General features: G+C 70.8%; 13 protein-coding genes. 4 read left to right on the top strand and 9 right to left on the bottom strand.

The features are described from left to right. Nucleotides 1-56: 56 nt before the first annotated feature. The 3 genes from STRTU_RS28300 to STRTU_RS28290 form a co-directional block, all read right to left on the bottom strand. Nucleotides 57-1133 carry a S1 family peptidase gene (locus tag STRTU_RS28300; protein WP_159747448.1) on the bottom strand — a complete coding sequence of 359 codons (1077 nt, stop codon included), beginning with the start codon at nt 1131-1133 and terminating at the stop codon, nt 57-59. Nucleotides 1134-1530: 397 nt separating this feature from the next. Further along, nucleotides 1531-2457 carry a slipin family protein gene (locus tag STRTU_RS28295; protein ID WP_159747447.1) on the bottom strand — a complete coding sequence of 309 codons (927 nt, stop codon included), beginning with the start codon at nt 2455-2457 and terminating at the stop codon, nt 1531-1533. A 233-nt stretch (nt 2458-2690) separates the two neighbouring features. Further along, complete coding sequence (locus STRTU_RS28290; protein ID WP_159747446.1) at nt 2691-3599, bottom strand: S1 family peptidase; 909 nt, start codon at nt 3597-3599, stop codon at nt 2691-2693. A gap of 844 nt (nt 3600-4443) precedes the next feature. On the opposite strand from STRTU_RS28290, the gene STRTU_RS28285 reads away from it, so the two are divergent. After that, the gene (locus STRTU_RS28285) at nt 4444-4893 is read left to right on the top strand and encodes a cell division protein SepF (RefSeq protein ID WP_159747445.1); all 450 of its coding nucleotides are present in this window, start codon (nt 4444-4446) and stop codon (nt 4891-4893) included. A 102-nt stretch (nt 4894-4995) separates the two neighbouring features. On the opposite strand, the gene STRTU_RS28280 is transcribed toward STRTU_RS28285, so the two are convergent. Both STRTU_RS28280 and STRTU_RS28275 read right to left on the bottom strand, forming a co-directional pair. Then, complete coding sequence (locus tag STRTU_RS28280) at nt 4996-6210, bottom strand: acyl-CoA dehydrogenase family protein (protein ID WP_159747444.1); 1215 nt, start codon at nt 6208-6210, stop codon at nt 4996-4998. Between the two features lie 137 nt (nt 6211-6347). Continuing rightward, complete coding sequence (locus STRTU_RS28275) at nt 6348-8000, bottom strand: MFS transporter (protein ID WP_159747443.1); 1653 nt, start codon at nt 7998-8000, stop codon at nt 6348-6350. 213 nt (nt 8001-8213) lie between these two features. Here STRTU_RS28275 and STRTU_RS28270 point away from each other — a divergent pair, with 213 nt between their 5' ends. Both STRTU_RS28270 and STRTU_RS28265 read left to right on the top strand, forming a co-directional pair. Continuing rightward, complete coding sequence (locus STRTU_RS28270; protein ID WP_159747442.1) at nt 8214-9407, top strand: glycosyltransferase family 39 protein; 1194 nt, start codon at nt 8214-8216, stop codon at nt 9405-9407. 291 nt (nt 9408-9698) lie between these two features. Further along, nucleotides 9699-10736 carry a phosphatase PAP2 family protein gene (locus tag STRTU_RS28265; protein WP_174878994.1) on the top strand — a complete coding sequence of 346 codons (1038 nt, stop codon included), beginning with the start codon at nt 9699-9701 and terminating at the stop codon, nt 10734-10736. A 100-nt stretch (nt 10737-10836) separates the two neighbouring features. Here STRTU_RS28265 and STRTU_RS28260 read toward each other — a convergent pair whose 3' ends face one another. Next, nucleotides 10837-11049, bottom strand: coding sequence for an I78 family peptidase inhibitor (locus STRTU_RS28260; RefSeq protein WP_159747441.1), 213 nt, complete (start codon nt 11047-11049; stop codon nt 10837-10839). Between the two features lie 510 nt (nt 11050-11559). On the opposite strand from STRTU_RS28260, the gene ctaD reads away from it, so the two are divergent. After that, a complete protein-coding gene (ctaD, locus tag STRTU_RS28255) occupies nt 11560-13239 on the top strand; it encodes an aa3-type cytochrome oxidase subunit I (protein ID WP_159747440.1) in 1680 nt (559 codons plus the stop codon). On the opposite strand, the gene STRTU_RS28250 is transcribed toward ctaD, so the two are convergent. The 3 genes from STRTU_RS28250 to STRTU_RS28240 all read right to left on the bottom strand — a co-directional run bounded on the left by STRTU_RS28250 (nt 13130) and on the right by STRTU_RS28240 (nt 16479). Continuing rightward, entirely contained in the window at nt 13130-14164 is a 1035-nt protein-coding gene (locus STRTU_RS28250; protein WP_159747439.1) for a helix-turn-helix transcriptional regulator, read from the bottom strand. The genes ctaD and STRTU_RS28250 overlap by 110 nt on opposite strands. An 84-nt stretch (nt 14165-14248) precedes the next feature. Continuing rightward, nucleotides 14249-15223 carry a hypothetical protein gene (locus STRTU_RS28245; protein ID WP_159747438.1) on the bottom strand — a complete coding sequence of 325 codons (975 nt, stop codon included), beginning with the start codon at nt 15221-15223 and terminating at the stop codon, nt 14249-14251. Further along, entirely contained in the window at nt 15220-16479 is a 1260-nt protein-coding gene (locus STRTU_RS28240) for a glycosyltransferase family 4 protein (RefSeq protein ID WP_159747437.1), read from the bottom strand. Before STRTU_RS28240 ends, STRTU_RS28245 begins: the two co-directional genes overlap by 4 nt. Between the last annotated feature and the right edge of the window lie 115 nt (nt 16480-16594).

The raw sequence follows: 16594 nt of genomic DNA, 5'->3' as shown, positions 1-16594 counted from the left end.
CGAGCGGATCCGGGGCCCGGCACCGTGCGCCGAGCTGGTGCGGGGTGTGCCTGCGGTCAGCCGATTTCCGCGCCGTAGGCCTTCAGGGCCTCGGTGACCGGCTGGAAGAAGGTTTCGCCGCCGTTGGAGCAGTCGCCGCTGCCGCCGGAGGTGAGCCCGAGGGCGGACTCCCCGTCGAAGAGCGCGCCACCGCTGTCGCCGGGCTCGGCGCAGACATCGGTCTGGATCAGACCCTCGACCGTGCCCTCCTGGTAGTTGACGCTGGCGTTGAGCGCCTTGACCGTGCCGTCGTGCACCTGGGTGGTGCTGCCGCTGCGCTGCACCTTCTCACCGACGGTGGCCTCCGCGGCCTTGGTGATCTTCTGGGTGCCGCCGTTGTAGAGGTCGACCTCGCTCGGGTGCGGGGTGTCGCCGGTGTACTTGGCGAGCGAGTAGTCGTCGCCGGGGAACTTGGAGTCCTCGGTGGTGGCGATCGCCGAGCCGCCCTGCTTGTCGGACCAGCTCTTGATCTCGTTGCCGCAGTGTCCGGCCGTGAGGAAGTGCGGCTGGCCGTCCTTGACGACGTTGAAGCCGAGCGAGCAACGGGCACCGCTGCCCCAGATCGCGTCGCCGCCGCCGATGAACGGTTTGAACTCGCCCTTGCTGTGGCGGACCTCGACCTTGCTGCCCAGGCTCTTGGCGACCTTGGTGAGCCGGTCCAGCTTGCTGCCCTTGACCGTGCGGTCGGCGGTCACCACGACCTTGTTGCTCCGCGGGTCGATCCCCCAGGACGTGCCGGGGATGGTCGCCTTCGACTTCAGCGTCTGCCGGGCCGAGTCGAGCTGGGCGAAGGTGTGCTGGACGAGTCTCGCTTCCGCCCCCTTCGCCCGTACGGCCTTGGCGGCGGCCTTGTCCACGACGTTGACCACCAGCTTCTTGGCCTTGGCGTCGTAGAAGGCACCGGCGGTGTCCGTCTTGAGCTGGGAGGCGAGCTTGTTCGCCGCTGCGGAGGTCAGCTTGGCGAGGGAGGGGCGGGGTTCGGGAGTCGTGGACGCGTTGGCGTTGGCGAGGGTGACGGTGGCGGTCGCGGCGAGGGCGAGCGCACCCGCGCCCGCTATGACGACGCGCCGGTTGGGTATGCGTCGGTGCTTCAACTCAGTGCCTCCCGTGGGGGGATGAGCCAGGAAACCGTGGGGAGTTGTCCGGGCCCGGAGAGTGAGGGATCAGGACTGGCACGGGTCCGCCCCGAGGAGCGGCGCATTAGGGAGTCGCGTCCATGCCAAGGTGGAGCCGAGTATCACCATCCGCCTCACTCGCGCACAAGACCGAGTTCCGGTCTTCCATACGGGAGTTCACCAATTCGCCACACGAAGGACACACCGACATCCGCACACCTCGTGCCGGGTGCAGATGTCAGCAGGCACGCGGAGCGCTCGGCGGACGGCAACGTGTGAGGACTATAGCTGGCCGGAAAACACCGGCCGGGAACCGCCCCCTGGGCAACTCAAATCGCCCTGGATAACCCCATGAAGGGGGACAAATGGCGCTCGACTACGGAAGATCCTCCACCGGCGGGAGGTCCGTCAGCTCCGGCGGCAGACCGCTCTCCGCACCGTGCTCGACGGCCGTACGCGGCTCCCGGGGCGCCTCCGGGGCGGCCGGCCGCTGGGCGGCGCCGTCCCGCTCCGCTTCGGCCGCCGCGGTCTGCGCCTGGGCCTGCAGCCCGGAGCGCTCCAGGAAGCGCAGCAGCTCGACCGGGAACGGCAGGACGAGCGTGGAATTCTTCTCGGCGGCCACCGCCACCACGGTCTGCAGCAGTCGCAGTTGCAGCGCCGCGGGCTGGTCGGACATCGCCGCGGCCGCCTCGGCCAGCTTCTTCGACGCCTGCAGCTCGGCGTCGGCGTTGATCACGCGGGCGCGCCGGTCACGGGTCGCCTCCGCCTGGCGGGCCATCGACCGCTTCATCGTCTCCGGCAGCGAGACATCCTTGATCTCCACCCGGTCGACGGTCACTCCCCAGCCGATGGCCGGGCTGTCCATCATCAGCTCCAGGCCCTGATTGAGCTTCTCGCGGTTCGACAGCAGATCGTCCAGCTCGCTCTTGCCGATGATCGAGCGCAGCGAGGTCTGCGCCATCTGCGAGACCGCGAAGCGGTAGTCCTCGACCCGGATGACCGCGTCGGCGGCGTCCACGACCTTGAAATAGACGACCGCGTCGACCCGCACCGTGACGTTGTCGCGGGTGATGCCCTCCTGGGCGGGCACCGGCATCGTGACGATCTGCATATTGACCTTACGCATCCGGTCGATGACCGGAACGATCATGGTGAACCCGGGCCCGCGCACCTCGGAGGCCAGCCGCCCCAGCCGCAGCACGACCCCACGTTCGTACTGCTTGACCACCCGCGCCGCCGCCAGGAGATACACCGTGCCCACGGAGGCCAGCGCCACCCCGGCCGCCACCAGTTCTTCGACCATCACGGCTCCCTGAAGATGTGCCGCACGTGTCCGAATCGCGCTTCTTTCCATGGTATGCCCGGCCCGGGAAGGTGGGCGAGGCCCGTGGCGGACACAGCTGGGGCCCCCGTCCGCCGGCGGACGGGGGCCGTCGTACCGCCGGAGCCGGTCCGGCGTTCCGTGCTGCGCAGTGAGGGCGCCGTACGGACCCGGGCCGCGCGATCCCGGGCCGGTACGGGCTCAGCCGGGCGGCGTCAGTAGACGCTCACGCCGTACGCGCTCAGCGCCTCGGTGACCGGCTGGAAGAACGTGGTGCCGCCGGAGGTGCAGTCACCGCTGCCCCCGGAGGTGAGGCCGAGCGCCTTGGTCCCGGAGTAGAGGGGACCACCGCTGTCGCCGGGCTCGGCGCAGACCGTGGTCTGGATGAGGCCGGAGACGATGTCGCCGCCGCCGTAGTTGACGGTGGCGTTCAGTGCGGTGACCTTGCCGCTGTGGGTGCCGGTGGTGGAACCCCGGCGGGTGACCGACTGGCCGACGCTGGGGGTACCGGCGCTGGTGATGTCCTGGCTGCCGACCGTGCCGGCGTGGGCCACGGCGGAGTTGGTGTACTTCACCAGGCCGTAGTCGTTGCCGGGGAAGCTGGAGCCGGCGGTCGGGCCGATGCTCGTGGTGTGCGAGGAGTTGGTGTACCAGGGCGGGTTGCCGTCGGTGCAGTGACCGGCGGTCAGGAAGTAATAGGTGCTGCCGCTGCGGACATTGAAGCCGAGTGAGCAGCGCCAGCTGGGTGCGTAGATGGCGTCGCCGCCGGAGATGAACTTGCGGAAGGTGCCCGCGATGCGGTCGATGCGGACCGCCTCGGCATTGCTGCCCGCGGCCCGCTCGATCCTGGCGATCCCGGCCCGGGAGACCGTGCGGTCGGCGGTGACGACCAGGGTGCCGGTCGCACTGTCGACCCGCCATGCGGTGCCCGGGACATCCGCGGCACGGACCGCCTGACCGGCGGCGGTGAGCTGGGCGGCGCTGAACTTCTGTGCGGGGGCGGGGTTCTGCGCGCTGGCGGTCGGGATGGCGATGGCGCCGACGGCCACCAGTCCGGACGCCACGGCGATCAGCCGGGTGCGTCTCGCTACGCCACTGCGGGGGGTGGTGCGCTCGTTCCTCACTGATTCCTCCGAGGGGAGATCGGGGGCCGCGAGGGGCGGCCCGTGAGGCGCAGCCGAAGGGCACACAGGAATCCGCACGTTCATTTTCGGCGTGCCCCTGACAAGCGCTGAGCGGAGTGTCGGGCGCACCACCCCCGCAGCGCAAGAGGTCCGCACGGATGTCTCGCGCCGGACACCCGGCCGTAATCCCGGCACCGCCCCCAGAACTCCGCCCCGGCAGCCACGTTGACGGCTGCCGGGGCGGCGCTGACCCCCTCGGTCGCGGGTGGGACGGATCGATGGACGATGCGGTTCCGCTCCCCCGCCCGCGGTGCGCGGGGCGCCGCGTGCGACGGGATCCGGGGGCGCGGTGGAACGTGGCGCAAATGATGTGCTCGACACCCCGGCGGGGGGCGCGCGTCCCGCCCGGAACCCCGGGATCCGGCCGCCCTCGTCGGACAATCGGTTCGGGCAACTTTCGAGGGAAGCAGGTCCGGTGGACACAGGTCGGAATCCGCCGCCGCGTCAACACCCCTCCGATGGGCCAGTCTCCCGATCATCGGGCTATCCCGTGACCCTCCGCCGAGGCCCTTGGCATTTGCCCTGGTCCCGTGCATGAACCGACCCGAGGGTCCGCTCCGTTTTCTGGGCTCCACCGACCCCCGTCACCCGATAGAGTACCCACCGTGATGTTCGTCGTACTGTCAGTTTCCTTGCGGGGCGCGTAAGCTGATGCTGCGCCACCCTCTTTGCACCAGATGTGTCACGAACCCCCCGTGCGGCGGCTATCCACTTGGCACACCCTCCGCCTCATGAACGACGATAGGGGCGGACACGCAGAGACCGCGGGTGAGAGGAGGCGTCAATGGGATCGGTGCGCAAGGCGAGTGCCTGGCTTGGCCTCGTCGACGACAGTGATGACGAGCGCTACTACGACGACGACTACGCCGAGGGACCCGATGCCGGTGACTCGGGCGACAGCCCCTGGGTCACCGACCCCCGGGTCCGAGTGGCCGACGAGACCGCCCAGGACCAGGGCACCCGTATCGCCACGGTCTCCCCGGAGAGCTTCCGGGACGCCCGCGGCATCGGCGAACTGTTCCGGGACGGCGTCCCTGTGATCGTCAATCTGACGGCCATGGAGTCCGACGACGCCAAGCGGGTGGTGGACTTCGCGGCCGGCCTGACCTTCGGTCTGCGCGGTTCGATCGAGCGGGTCGCCACCCGGGTGTTCCTGCTGACCCCGGCCGACTACATGGTGGTCAGCGGCGAGGCCCGCGCCCACCGCAACGGCGGCTTCTTCAACCAGAGTTGAGCACGGTCCTCGGGTGTCCGGCCGGGGTCCGGGGGCCCGCGGCGGCAGCCACCGGCGCCGGCCCCCGGGTGAGGCAGCGGCCCGTTCCACGGGCCCGGCCGCTCACCGGAAGGCGTCGAGACCGGTGAGCGCCTTGCCCAGCACCAGCTGGTGCATCTCGACGGTGCCCTCGTAGGTGAGCACCGATTCCAGGTTGGTCGCATGCCGCATGACGGGGTACTCCAGCGAGATCCCGTTGGCACCGAGGATCGTCCGGGCCGTGCGGCAGATCTCGATCGCCTCCCGTACGTTGTTCAGCTTGCCGAAGCTGATCTGCTCGGGGCGCAGCCGCCCCGCGTCCATCCGCTGCCCCAGATGGTGGGCCAGCAGGATCCCCTTGTGCAGTTCGACCGCCATGTCGGCGAGCTTGGCCTGGGTGAGCTGGAAGCCGCCGATCGGCTTGCCGAACTGCTCCCGGGTCTTCGCGTAGTCCAGCGCCGCCTCGAAGCTGGCGCGCGCGGCGCCCATGGAGCCCCAGACGATGCCGTAGCGGGCGTGGCTGAGACAGCCCAGCGGGCCGCGCAGTCCGGTGACCTCCGGGAGCACCGCGTCGGCCGGCAGCCGCACCTCGTCCATGACGAGTTCGCTGGTCACCGACGCACGCAGGGACCACTTATGGGTGATCTCGGGGGCCGAGAAACCGGGGCTGTCGGTGGGCACCACGAAGCCGCGGATGCCGTCGTCCGTCTGGGCCCAGACGACCGCGACACCGGCGACCGAGCCATTGGTGATCCACATCTTGCGCCCGCTCAGCACCCAGTCCCCGCCGTCGCGCTTGGCGTACGTCCGCATCGCGGCGGGGTCCGAGCCGTGGTCCGGCTCGGTCAGCCCGAAGCAGCCGATGATCTCGCCGGCCGCCATCCGCGGCAGCCACTGCTGCTTCTGCTCCTCGGAGCCGAAGCGCCAGATCGCGTACATGGCAAGCGAGCCCTGGACGGAGACCAGCGAGCGGATACCGGAGTCGGCGGCCTCCAGCTCCAGACAGGCCAGGCCGTACTGGACGGCGCCGGCGCCCGCGCAGCCGTAGCCGGTCAGCGACATCCCGAGGGCGCCGAGGGAGCCGAGTTCACGGGCGAGTTCGCGGATGCCGGGGAGTTCGCCGCGCTCGTACCAGTCGGCGATCTGCGGCAGCACACGGTCGGCGGCCCACCGGCGGACGGTGTCCCGTACGGCGCGGTCCTCGTCGGTCAGCAGATCGTCGAGGCCCAGGGGGTCCCTGGGGTCGAACGGCGGAAGTGCCGAGGACGCTGCGGACTTCGAGGGCGGCTGTGCGGACATGGCGGGGCCTCCGGCGGATCAGCGCGAAAAACTAGCAGTGTTAGTTATGTGCGCTTCCGACGGTACGGTCCGCGGTGCCGCGCGGCAAGGGTCACCGCCGCGCGGCGGGGCAGGACGCCCGAGAAGACCGCCGGGGGTCAGCGGCCGGAGCTCGCCGGGGCGGGCTCGCTGCTGCCGCGGCCGGCCGCGCCGGTGCCCTCACCGGGCGCAGGCTCCCCGTCCGCCTCGGCCCGCTCCGTGGAATCCGCCGCGCGGCGCGGCAGCCGCAGTGCGATCCCCGCGCCGACCAGCAGCAGCACGGCGCTGGCGATGAGGGTGACGTGCAGTCCGCGGACGAAGGAGTCACGGGCGGCCTCCCGCAGGGCGGCGCGGGAGGCGTCGCCCAGACCGGCGGCGACCTTGTACGCCTCGCCGAGGGAGTGTGCCGCCGCGGCGGAGGCCCGCGCGGGGACGCCGTCGACGTGGTTCAGACCCGGGGCGTAGGCGGCGTTCATGACGCTGCCGAGCAGGGCGACGCCGATACCGGCGCCGAGCTGGTAGGAGGTCTCCCCGATCGCGGCGGCGCCGCCGGACTGTTCAGCGGGGGCCTCGCTGAGCATCGACTCGTAGGCCCCGAACAGCGTGGACTGGAAACCGAATCCGAGCAGCACAAAGCCCAGCGACAGCAGCCAGGGGCGGTCCTGACTGCTCATCGCGGTCAGACAGAGCACCGCGACGGCGGTCAGCACGAAGCCGAGGGAGACCATCGCGCGCGGACCCAGGGCCTGCAGCATCTTCGAGCCGGTGAGGCCGGCGGCCATCGCGGCGAAGACCAGCGGCAGCATCCGCAGCCCGGTCTGCAGCGGGCTCAGCCCGAGGACCAGCTGGAGGTACTGAACGGCGATCAGCTGAAGCCCCACCAGGGCGAGCATGGCCAGCACGATGCAGCCGACGGAGGTGCCGAACGCGGGCCTGGCGAAGAGCCGCACATCGATCAGCGGGTCCTTGCGGCGGCGCTGGCGTCGGACGAAGAGGACCAGCAGCAGCACGCCCAGGACGATGGGCAGCAGCGTGGTCGGGCCGACCACGGCCGTACCGCTGCCGATCCGCTTCACACCGAGGACGATGCCCAGCACACCGAGCGCCGCGACGATCGCGCCGATCACGTCCCAGGGGCCGTTGCGCTCACCGCGCGACTCCGGCAGCAGCCACCGCCCTATCAGCAGCATCGCGGCCATCATCGGGATGTTGATGAGGAAGACCGAGCCCCACCAGAAGTTCTCGACGAGGAAGCCGCCGAGGACCGGGCCGACCGCGGCACCGACCGCGGCCACCGCGCTCCACACGCCGATGGCGACCGCGCGCTCCCGGCGGTCGGGGAAGACCTGCCGCAGGATCGACAGCGTGGCCGGCATGATCATGGCGCCGCCGATGCCGAGCAGGGCGCGGGCCACCATCAGGATCTGCGGATTGGGCGCGAGCGCGGCGGCGGCCGAGGCCAGACCGAAGAGGCCGTAGCCGAGGAGGAGGATGCGGCGGCGGCCGACGCGGTCGCCGAGAGTGCCGAAGAGGATCAGCAGCGAGGCCGCGATCAGCGGATAGACATCGACGATCCAGAGAAGCTCGACCGGTCCCGGCCGCAGGTCCTCGGTGACCGAGGGCACGGCGACATACAGGATCGTGGTGTCCAGCGCGACGAAAAGCAGGCTGACGCAGAGCACGATCAGCACGGTCCAGCGGTTCGCACCGCCACCTGAAAGCCGGGGAACACCAGCCGTCCGTCCACTGCCGGACGCGGTCGTCCCGGACATGCAGCACCTCCAGATCATGCTCTCGCGGCCACGGAACAGGGCGCGAAAACGCCCCGGGCGAACCGGCGGCACGGGCGAGTTAAGACGCTCAGACTACGCGAGTCCCGTGGCGTGCCGCGTGGCTCACCTCACGATGAGACGCTCATCGCAGCGCCGTGCGTTCCCCACCCGGCCGTCGGCAGTCGTTCTTCGGCCACCTGGATAATCGACCCGATGAACGATCTTGCCTCCGCCGCCGTTCCCGGCCGGACCCGGTACGACGGATCCGCCGTACGGGCCGCGCTGGGCCGGGCCGCGCCCGCGCTGCTGGCGTATGCGGCGATCCGGCTGCTGGGCATCGTCGTCCTCGCCCTCTGGTCGGCGGCCGACGGCAAGAACTGGCACACCCTGCTGAGCGCCCGCTGGGACGCGCTCTGGTACACCCGGGTCGCCGAGCAGGGCTACGGCTTCACCACCGTGCTGCCCGACGGCGAGGTGCACTCCAACCTGGCCTTCTTCCCGCTGCTGCCCTGGCTGGAGCGCGGCCTGTCGGCGCTCTCACCACTGTCGCCCGCCGATGCCGGGCTGGTGGTCGCCTGGACGGCGTCGCTGGCCGCGGCCTGGGCGCTGTACGCGACCGGTGAGCGGCTGCACGGACGGCGGGCCGGGGTCGCGCTCGCGGCGCTGTGGGCCGCCGTGCCGGTCGGGATCGTGCAGTCGATGGCGTACTCGGAGGCGCTGTTCACCGCCCTCGCGGCCTGGAGTCTGTACGCCGTGCTGACCGGGCGCTGGGCGGCGGCCGGGGTGCTGGCCTCGCTGGCCGGGCTGACCCGGCCGGTGGGCGCGGCGGTGGTGGCGGCCGTATGGATCACCGCGGCGGTGACGCTGTGGCGGGAGCGGGCCGGCGGGGTGCGGCTGCGCGCGGCGCTGCGCCGGCACCCGGGGATGCTGCCCGGTGTGCTGCTCGCCCCGCTCGGCTGGTGCGGTTTCTTCCTGTGGGTGGGGGCGCGGCAGGGCTCGTTCACCGGCTATCTGGAGGTCCAGGGAGGCTGGGGCAACGGCTTCGACGGGGGGCTGGCGTTCGGCACCTTCATCTGGGACCAGCTGTCGGGACCGGTGTTCGCGGCCGGACTCGGACTGGCCGTCGGCGTCGGGCTGGTGGCCTGGCTCTACGTGCACGGGGTGCGCCGGGGCCAGCCGCTCCCGCTGGCGGTCTACTGCGGGACGGTGCTGCTGCTCGCGCTGACCGCCAAGGGCTACTTCGGGTCCAAGCCACGGCTGATGCTGCCGGCCTATCCGCTGCTGCTGCCCCTGGCGGCGGGGCTCGCGCGGTGGCGCCCGGTGTGGTCCTGGCTGGTGATCGGGGCGACGGCGGCGGGCTCCGCGGTCTACGGGGCGTTCTGGCTGAACGGCTCCGGCCCCCCGTGACTCCACCCTCAAGTCACTCTCCGTAACCACCCGAACCCTTTCCGTGAGGGCCTCCGCGGGGAAACGTCACGCGACCCGCGAGCGAATAGCCGATAAACTCCGGAGGGGAAAAGCAGATAAGGCGCTCAGGGTGACGACACGCGCATGCCGCGAGGGGATTGAGAATCGCCGGGAATTCCCCTGCAAATCCTTGCGGCGAAGCCCCGATTGAGACACATTCCACATCACATCGTCATTACAAAGCGCACAGTTTGACCAAGCACCTACATCACACGCGGTAACGTCGATTGAGTGCGTACCGATGACAAGCTCGACCAGATGGAGGAGCGCCCCACCGATCGCGTCCGACCGCCGGACATGACCCGGACCCGCCTGTGGCTGTTCTGGGGGACGCTGGCGGTGTATTTCGCGATCGTGGTCGGGGTGCTGGCCACTTCATGGCTGGTCACGTTCGACTGGCAAGTCATGTTCTTCAGGCCGTACAAGCAGTGGCCTGAGATCCATGCGTTCCTCGACTACTTCGTGGTGCTGGGCCAGCGCGGGCCGACCGCGGTGGCGGTGGCGGCCTGGCTGGGCTGGCGCTGCTGGCGTCAGCGCAACCTCCACCCACTGCTGGTGCTCGGCGCCTCACTGCTGCTGCTGAACATCACCGTGGGCGCCGCCAAGCTCGGCATGGGCCGGCTCGGCCCGCACTACGCGACCGTGGTCGGCGCCAACGAGATGTGGCTCGGGGGCGACATATTCCCCTCGGGTCACACCGCGAACGCGGTGGTCACCTGGGGTGTGCTGGCCTACCTGGCGACCACCTCGCTGCGCCGCCGCAGCCTGTCGGTGATCGCCGCGCTGGGCGCGCTGGGCGTCGGCATGACCACTGTGTACCTCGGTACGCACTGGGTCAGCGATGTGCTGCTGGGCTGGGCCGCGGGGCTGCTGGTGCTGCTGGCGATGCCCTGGCTGGAGCCCGCGATCACCTGGTTCGAGGACCGTCTCATGGGCATCCTGCTGCGGCTGTGGCTGCGACTGCGCCCCGACTCGCTGCGCGGCCCGCTGCCGGCCGGTGCGCTGGCTCCTGGGGTGTCCCGGCAGCGCATCGCCTCCGACGGCGAGGTGCTCGTACGCGAGACGATCTCGGCCGGAACGGGCGGCCGCGGCACCGCCGGGCACACCCCGGACGGCTGGCCGCACCACCCCTCGCGCCCGTATTCCATCCGCTCGGAGCGCACTCCGGCCAACCCGGCGGGCAGTCGGCGGCCGCCGCACGCGGACCGCGTCCCGCGCACCACGCCGCTGAGCCCGACGTCCGGGCGCGGCCGCAACGGGAGCGGCTGACGCCCCACGAGCCGCGGGGCCGGTACGCACACCCTCACCCCGCAGCGAAGGCCCCGGCCGCTCTCAGGAGCGGCCGGGGCCTTCGTCGTCGGCAGCGGGCTCAGCCCTGCCAGGTGCGGTGCACCTCGCCGTCCTTGACCTCGAAGTTGAGCCGTCCGGCCAGGTACTCCATCGTGATGATCGCGCCCGGCGGCAGCGAGCGGACAGTGGTCCAGCCGCGCTCGCGCGCCTGGTCCTCGGCGTCCTGCCGGGCGAGGCCGACATACGCCTCGATGTCGTCCTGAGGGTTGTCAGGGAGGTTCGGTACGTCCATGACAGCCACCGTAGGCGCCCGCGACGGTCCGTGGAAGGCCGGGCCTCGCACGCCCCCGTGACTTCCCGGTCCGGCATTGGTCACACTTGTGTCACAGCTAACGTTCCGGCGTTTGCCGGAACTTCTGTCACCCATACGCGCCGGGTGACCGCGCAACCGGGTGGAAAATAAATCGGCCGGAATTCCGCCTTGATCGAACACGGAACGGGACACGGTCCGTCCGGTCAACGCGATGCACCGTCCGAAATCAATCCCCCGTAAGTTCGGGATTCCCTTTACCCGGGGCTCTTTATCGGCCGTCCGGAAATTAGCCAAGGAAACACACTCCACACACATTTTCCGCACATCGCCCATCGCCCCGCTTACCGGGCTTCACGCCCGCCCCGGCCCCGCCGTCCGCCGCACCGCCGGATCCCACCGAACGGACCGGAGCGCCCTCTCGCTCTGCGTCCGCCGCGCGAGCATCATGTGCCGGGCCCCAGTCCACCTTCGACGAACGAGGTGCAGCCGATGGTTACGGACACCGACCGGGCAACCCCCCGGCCCTCCAGGGCGCGGCACCCCGGCTCGGTGCTGGTGGACTGGCTGACGACCACCGACCACAAAAAGATCGGGCACCTCTACCTGATCACCGCGTTCGGGTTCTTCCTGGTGGGCGGCGCGCTGGCGATGGTGATGCGGGCCGAGCTGGCCCGTCCCGGGTTGCAGGTCATCAACGCGGAGCAGTTCAACCAGGCGGTGACCATGCACGGCACGATCATGCTGCTGCTGTTCGCCACCCCCGCGTTCGCCGGCTTCGCGAACGAGATCATGCCCCTGCAGATCGGCTCACCCGATGTGGCCTTCCCGCGGCTGAACATGCTCTCCTACTGGCTCTTCCTCTTCGGCGGCCTGATCGTGCTGGGCAGCTTCCTCACCCCGTTCGGCGGCCCGGCCTTCGGATGGACGGCCTACGCCCCGCTCAACTCGATGGTCCGCTCCCCCGGCATCGGCGCCGATATGTGGATCATGGGGCTGGCGCTCGCCGGATTCGGCACCATCCTGGGTGCCGTCAACTTCATCACCACGATCATCGTGCTGCGGGCGCCCGGCATGACGATGTTCCGGATGCCGGTGTTCACCTGGAACATCCTCTTCACCTCGATCCTGGTGCTGATGGCGTTCCCGGTGCTGGCGGCCGCGCTGCTGGTGCTGGAGGCGGACCGGCAGTTCGGGGCGGTGGTCTTCAACGCGCAGTGGGGCGGGGCGCTGCTGTGGCAGCACCTGTTCTGGTTCTTCGGCCATCCCGAGGTCTACATCATCGCGCTGCCGTTCTTCGGCATCATCACGGAGATCATCCCGGTCTTCTCCCGCAAGCCGATCTTCGGCTACGTCATGCTGATCGGCGCGACGATGGCCATCACGGCGCTGTCGGTGATGGTCTGGGCGCACCATATGTTCGTGACCGGGGCGGTGCTGCTGCCGTTCTTCTCCATCATGTCGTTCCTGATCGCGGCGCCGACCGGGGTGAAGTTCTTCAACTGGATCGGCACCATGTGGCAGGGCTCGGTGTCGTTCGAGACGCCGATGCTCTGGTCGATCGGGTTCCTGGTGAGCTTTCTGTTCGGCGGCCTGACCGGCGTCATCCTGGCCTCGCCGCCGATGGACTTCCATGTCACCGACTCGTACTTCGTCGTCGGCCACTTCCACTACGTCGTCTTCGGGACGGTCGTCTTCGCCACCTACGCGGGCTTCTACTTCTGGTGGCCGAAATTCACCGGCAAGATGCTCGACGAACGGCTGGGAAAGATCCATTTCTGGACGCTGTTCGTCGGCTTCCACATGACCTTCCTCGTCCAGCACTGGCTGGGCGTGGAGGGCATGCCACGGCGCTACGCCGACTATCTGGCCGCCGACGGCTTCACGGCCCTGAACACCTTCTCCACCATCGGCTCCTTCCTGCTGGGCCTGTCCACGCTGCCGTTCCTCTACAACGTCTGGAAGACCACCCACTACGGCGCCCGGATCACCATGGACGACCCATGGGGTTTCGGCCGCTCCCTGGAGTGGGCGACCTCCTCACCGCCGCCCCGGCACAACTTCACGACCCTGCCGAGGATCCGCTCCGAGTCCCCGGCGTTCGATCTGCACCACCCGGAGGTGGGGAAGCAGCCGGTGACGGTGCCAGCGCCCGGCCCAGCCGGTCCCTGATCTCCCGTACCTCGTCGAGCAGTTCCGGCGGCTCGCGGACCTCGAAGTCGAAGCCCGTCAGCGCGATATGGAGCACCATCAGCTCCAGGCTCTGCGCCCCGGTGTGCAGCAGACAGTGCTGCGCGTCCACCGCTTCGAGCACCCCGGCGGCCGGGCTGAGGCGCTCCGCGGCCCGCTCCAGCGGGGCGTGCAGCAGCACGGTGGCCCGCTCCGCGTAGACCCGGGTGGAGATGCCCTGGGCGACATAGGCGGCGAGGTCCTCGGCCGGTGGCGTACGGGGGGTGAAGCGCGGCCCGTGCGGCGGAGTGGGGGTGAGGCGGTCGGCTCGGTAGGTGCGCCAGTCCGCGCGGTCGGCGTCCCAGGCGACGAGGTACCAGTGGCGGCGGGCCCAGACCAGGCGGAGCGGTTCCACGGTGCGGCGGGAGGCCGTGCCGTCATGGGCGGTGTAGTCGAAGCGGAACCGCTGACGGTCCCGGCAGGCGTGCGCGAGCTCGGTGAGGGTGTGCGGATCCACTCCTGGGCCGCCCGCGTCGGGTATCGGCACGGTGAAGGCGGTCAGCGCACCGACCCGGCGCCGCAGCCGGTGCGGCAGCACCTGCTCCAGCTTCGCCAGCGCCCGTACGGAGACCTCCTCGATGCCGTCGACACCACCGGCCGCGGCGGTGCGCAGCCCGACCGCGACCGCCACCGCCTCGTCGTCGTCCAGCAGCAGCGGCGGGAGTTCGGCGCCCGCGCCGAGCCGGTAGCCGCCGGCCGTCCCCGGGGTGGAGTGGACGGGGTAGCCCAGCTCGCGCAGCCGGTCGATGTCCCGGCGCACCGTGCGCGGGGTGACATCGAGCCGGCCGGCGAGCTCCGCGCCGGACCACTCCCGGTGGGCCTGCAAGAGGGACAGCAGGCGGAGCAGACGTGCCGAGGTCTCCAACATGGCCCGAGTTTCGCAGTCATCCCGGACAGTCGCTGTCCTCAATGCGGGACCAGGACCAGGACCGGGACCGCGGCCGGCGCTCCGTCAGCTCCCGTCCGGCCCGGCGACCCGTAGAGCCAGGTCGTTGTCGAGCGTGTAATACGGGCCGATCCTGAGCTCTCCCGCGGCGGCCGGCACCGGCAGCGCCGGGTAGCTGAACACCTGCTTCTTGTCGGCGACATCGTCCAGGAGACGGGCGATCCGCACCGGCCGGGCGCCCTCGGCGAGGCGCAGCCACAGGTCCCAGGGCTCCTTGCCCTGCTCCCACCGGCCGGCCAGCTCCGCATAGGGCAGCGTGAAGGTGAAGTCCGCACCCTCGACGGTCAGCGGGACGGTGACGGTGGCCGAAGCCCCGTCGGGGGACGCCGTGCGGCGCGGACGGGCCTCCGCACGGGCCCCGGCGGCCGGGACGGCACCGTAGAGCCGGCCGGAGACCGTCATGCCGTCGGGCGCGACAAGGATGTCACCGGCCTCGGCGTGCGGGCCACGCAGCCAGCTGCGCAGCGCGAGGTTGCCGAACTTCGTCGCGTACGGGATGCGCACCCCGAGCCGGCCGATGCCCGCCAGCGGCCGGCGGTCCACCAGCGACCGCAGATCGTTGACGCCGGGCAGCAGGCGCCGCGGGTCCCGGCCGTCGCCGAGGTCGGCGTAGGCGTTCCAGCGGCCCTCGGCGAGCGCGACGGTGCTGGGCAGGACGGCGCGCAGCCGCCCGGCGCCGTTCGGGCCGAGCGGCAGCCGTACCTCGTCGTCCGCGCCGTCGCCGCCGCGCAGCCGCAGCACCAGCGCCGCGTTCCAGGTGGTGTGGGCGTCGTGAGGGGCGTTCAGATCGAAGGTGAGGCCGCCCGCGGAGTCCGCGATGCAGTCGGCCCGCAGCTCCACCGGCGCCGCTTCGCCGCCCCGTTCGGCCGGCCGCTCGGGGCCGTCGGGTCCCGGTCTCCCCGGAACCGTGGGATCCTGATCGATGGCGGAAGACTCCTTTGTCTCGTGTTCGTTCGAGGTCAACTGGCTCGGCGCCGTCATACCGTCCGCACCCCTCTCAGTGCGGCGTTGGCCGCGTCCTTGGTGGCGTAGGCACCGCTGAGCAGGGCTCCGCGGGCGCGATGCAGGCTGCTGTGCCATCGGCTGCCGCGCCTGCGGGCGAGCAGCTCCCCGAAGAGCGCCTCATAGCGCCCGGCGACCGTGACGGGGTCGAAGCGCGCCGACGAGGCGAGCGCGGCGACGCCCATCCGCTTGCGGGCGGCGTCGTCGTTGATCAGGCTCAGCAGCGATCCGGCCATGGCCTCCGGATTGCCGACCGGCACCAGCTTGCCGTCCACCCCGTCGTCGATGATCTCGCCCGGCCCGTGTGGGCAGTTGGTGGCGACGACCGGCAGACCACAGCGCATGGCCTCGACGATGGTCATCCCGAAGGACTCCAGGCTGGAGGAGACCGCGGCGATCGAGCCCTTGGCCCACTCGGGCTCCAGGGGGTTGGCCGGGCCCATCAGGAAGACGTGGTTGTACAGGCCGAGTTCGTCGATCAGGGCGCGCAGGGCGGCCTTCTCGGCGCCGCCGCCGTAGATCCGCAGCTTCCAGTCGGGGCGCTCGGCGGCGACCTGGGCAAAGGCGCGTATGAGGACGTCATAGCGCTTGACGCGGGCGAGCCGGCCCGCCGCGACGACCCACTTGCCGCTGCCGTCGGCGGGCGCAAGACCGGGCTCCGGCACGCTGTTGGGCACCGCCTCTATGCGCACACCGGGCAGCCGCAGCGTCCGGCGGTAGGCGCCGGCATCGGCCTCGGTGACGGTGGTGACCGCGTCCAGGCGCGGATAGGCGCCGCGCAGCGCCAGCTTGAGCGCCCGGTTGTGGGTGTCCAGGGTGAGGTGTTCCTGGCCTATCCGCACCGGGCCACGGCGCGCCTGCCGGGCGATGTGCACATTGAGACCGGGCCGGGTGCCGACCAGCACGTCCGCCTCCGTACGGCGCAGATGCTCGGCGATCCGGCGGTCGGTGAGCTCGCTGTACTGGCTATAGCGGCCCTCGGCGGCGGGGAAGACCTTGGCGGGACGGGCGTGCGCGGGATCCGCGCCGTCCTCGCCCGGACCGCTCTCCCGGAGGTCCACGAGATGCCGCAGCGCCACACGGGGACCGAGGTCGAAGACCGGGTCGTCGCGGTGGCGCAGGACGGACACGATCTCGACGTCATGCCGTTCGGCGAGCGTACGGGCCAGATTGAACGTGGTCCGGATCGTCCCCCCGATCCCGTAGGCATTGTGAATCAGGAATGAGATGTGCATCCGTCCCCGTGTCCCCTGGTCTGCTGGTCTCCCCCGGGGCCACTTCGCACTCCCCTCCTGATGGTGCGAGGCGGCCCCCTGCTCTAGGGAAGGACCGCGAGACGGGGTTACGGGT

Origin of the sequence: Streptomyces tubercidicus (genome assembly GCF_027497495.1) — a bacterium.
In the GTDB taxonomy this organism is placed as follows: domain Bacteria; phylum Actinomycetota; class Actinomycetes; order Streptomycetales; family Streptomycetaceae; genus Streptomyces; species Streptomyces tubercidicus.
The sequence above is the reverse complement of the archived record's forward strand: the minus strand, read 5'-3'. Positions and strand labels throughout refer to the sequence as shown.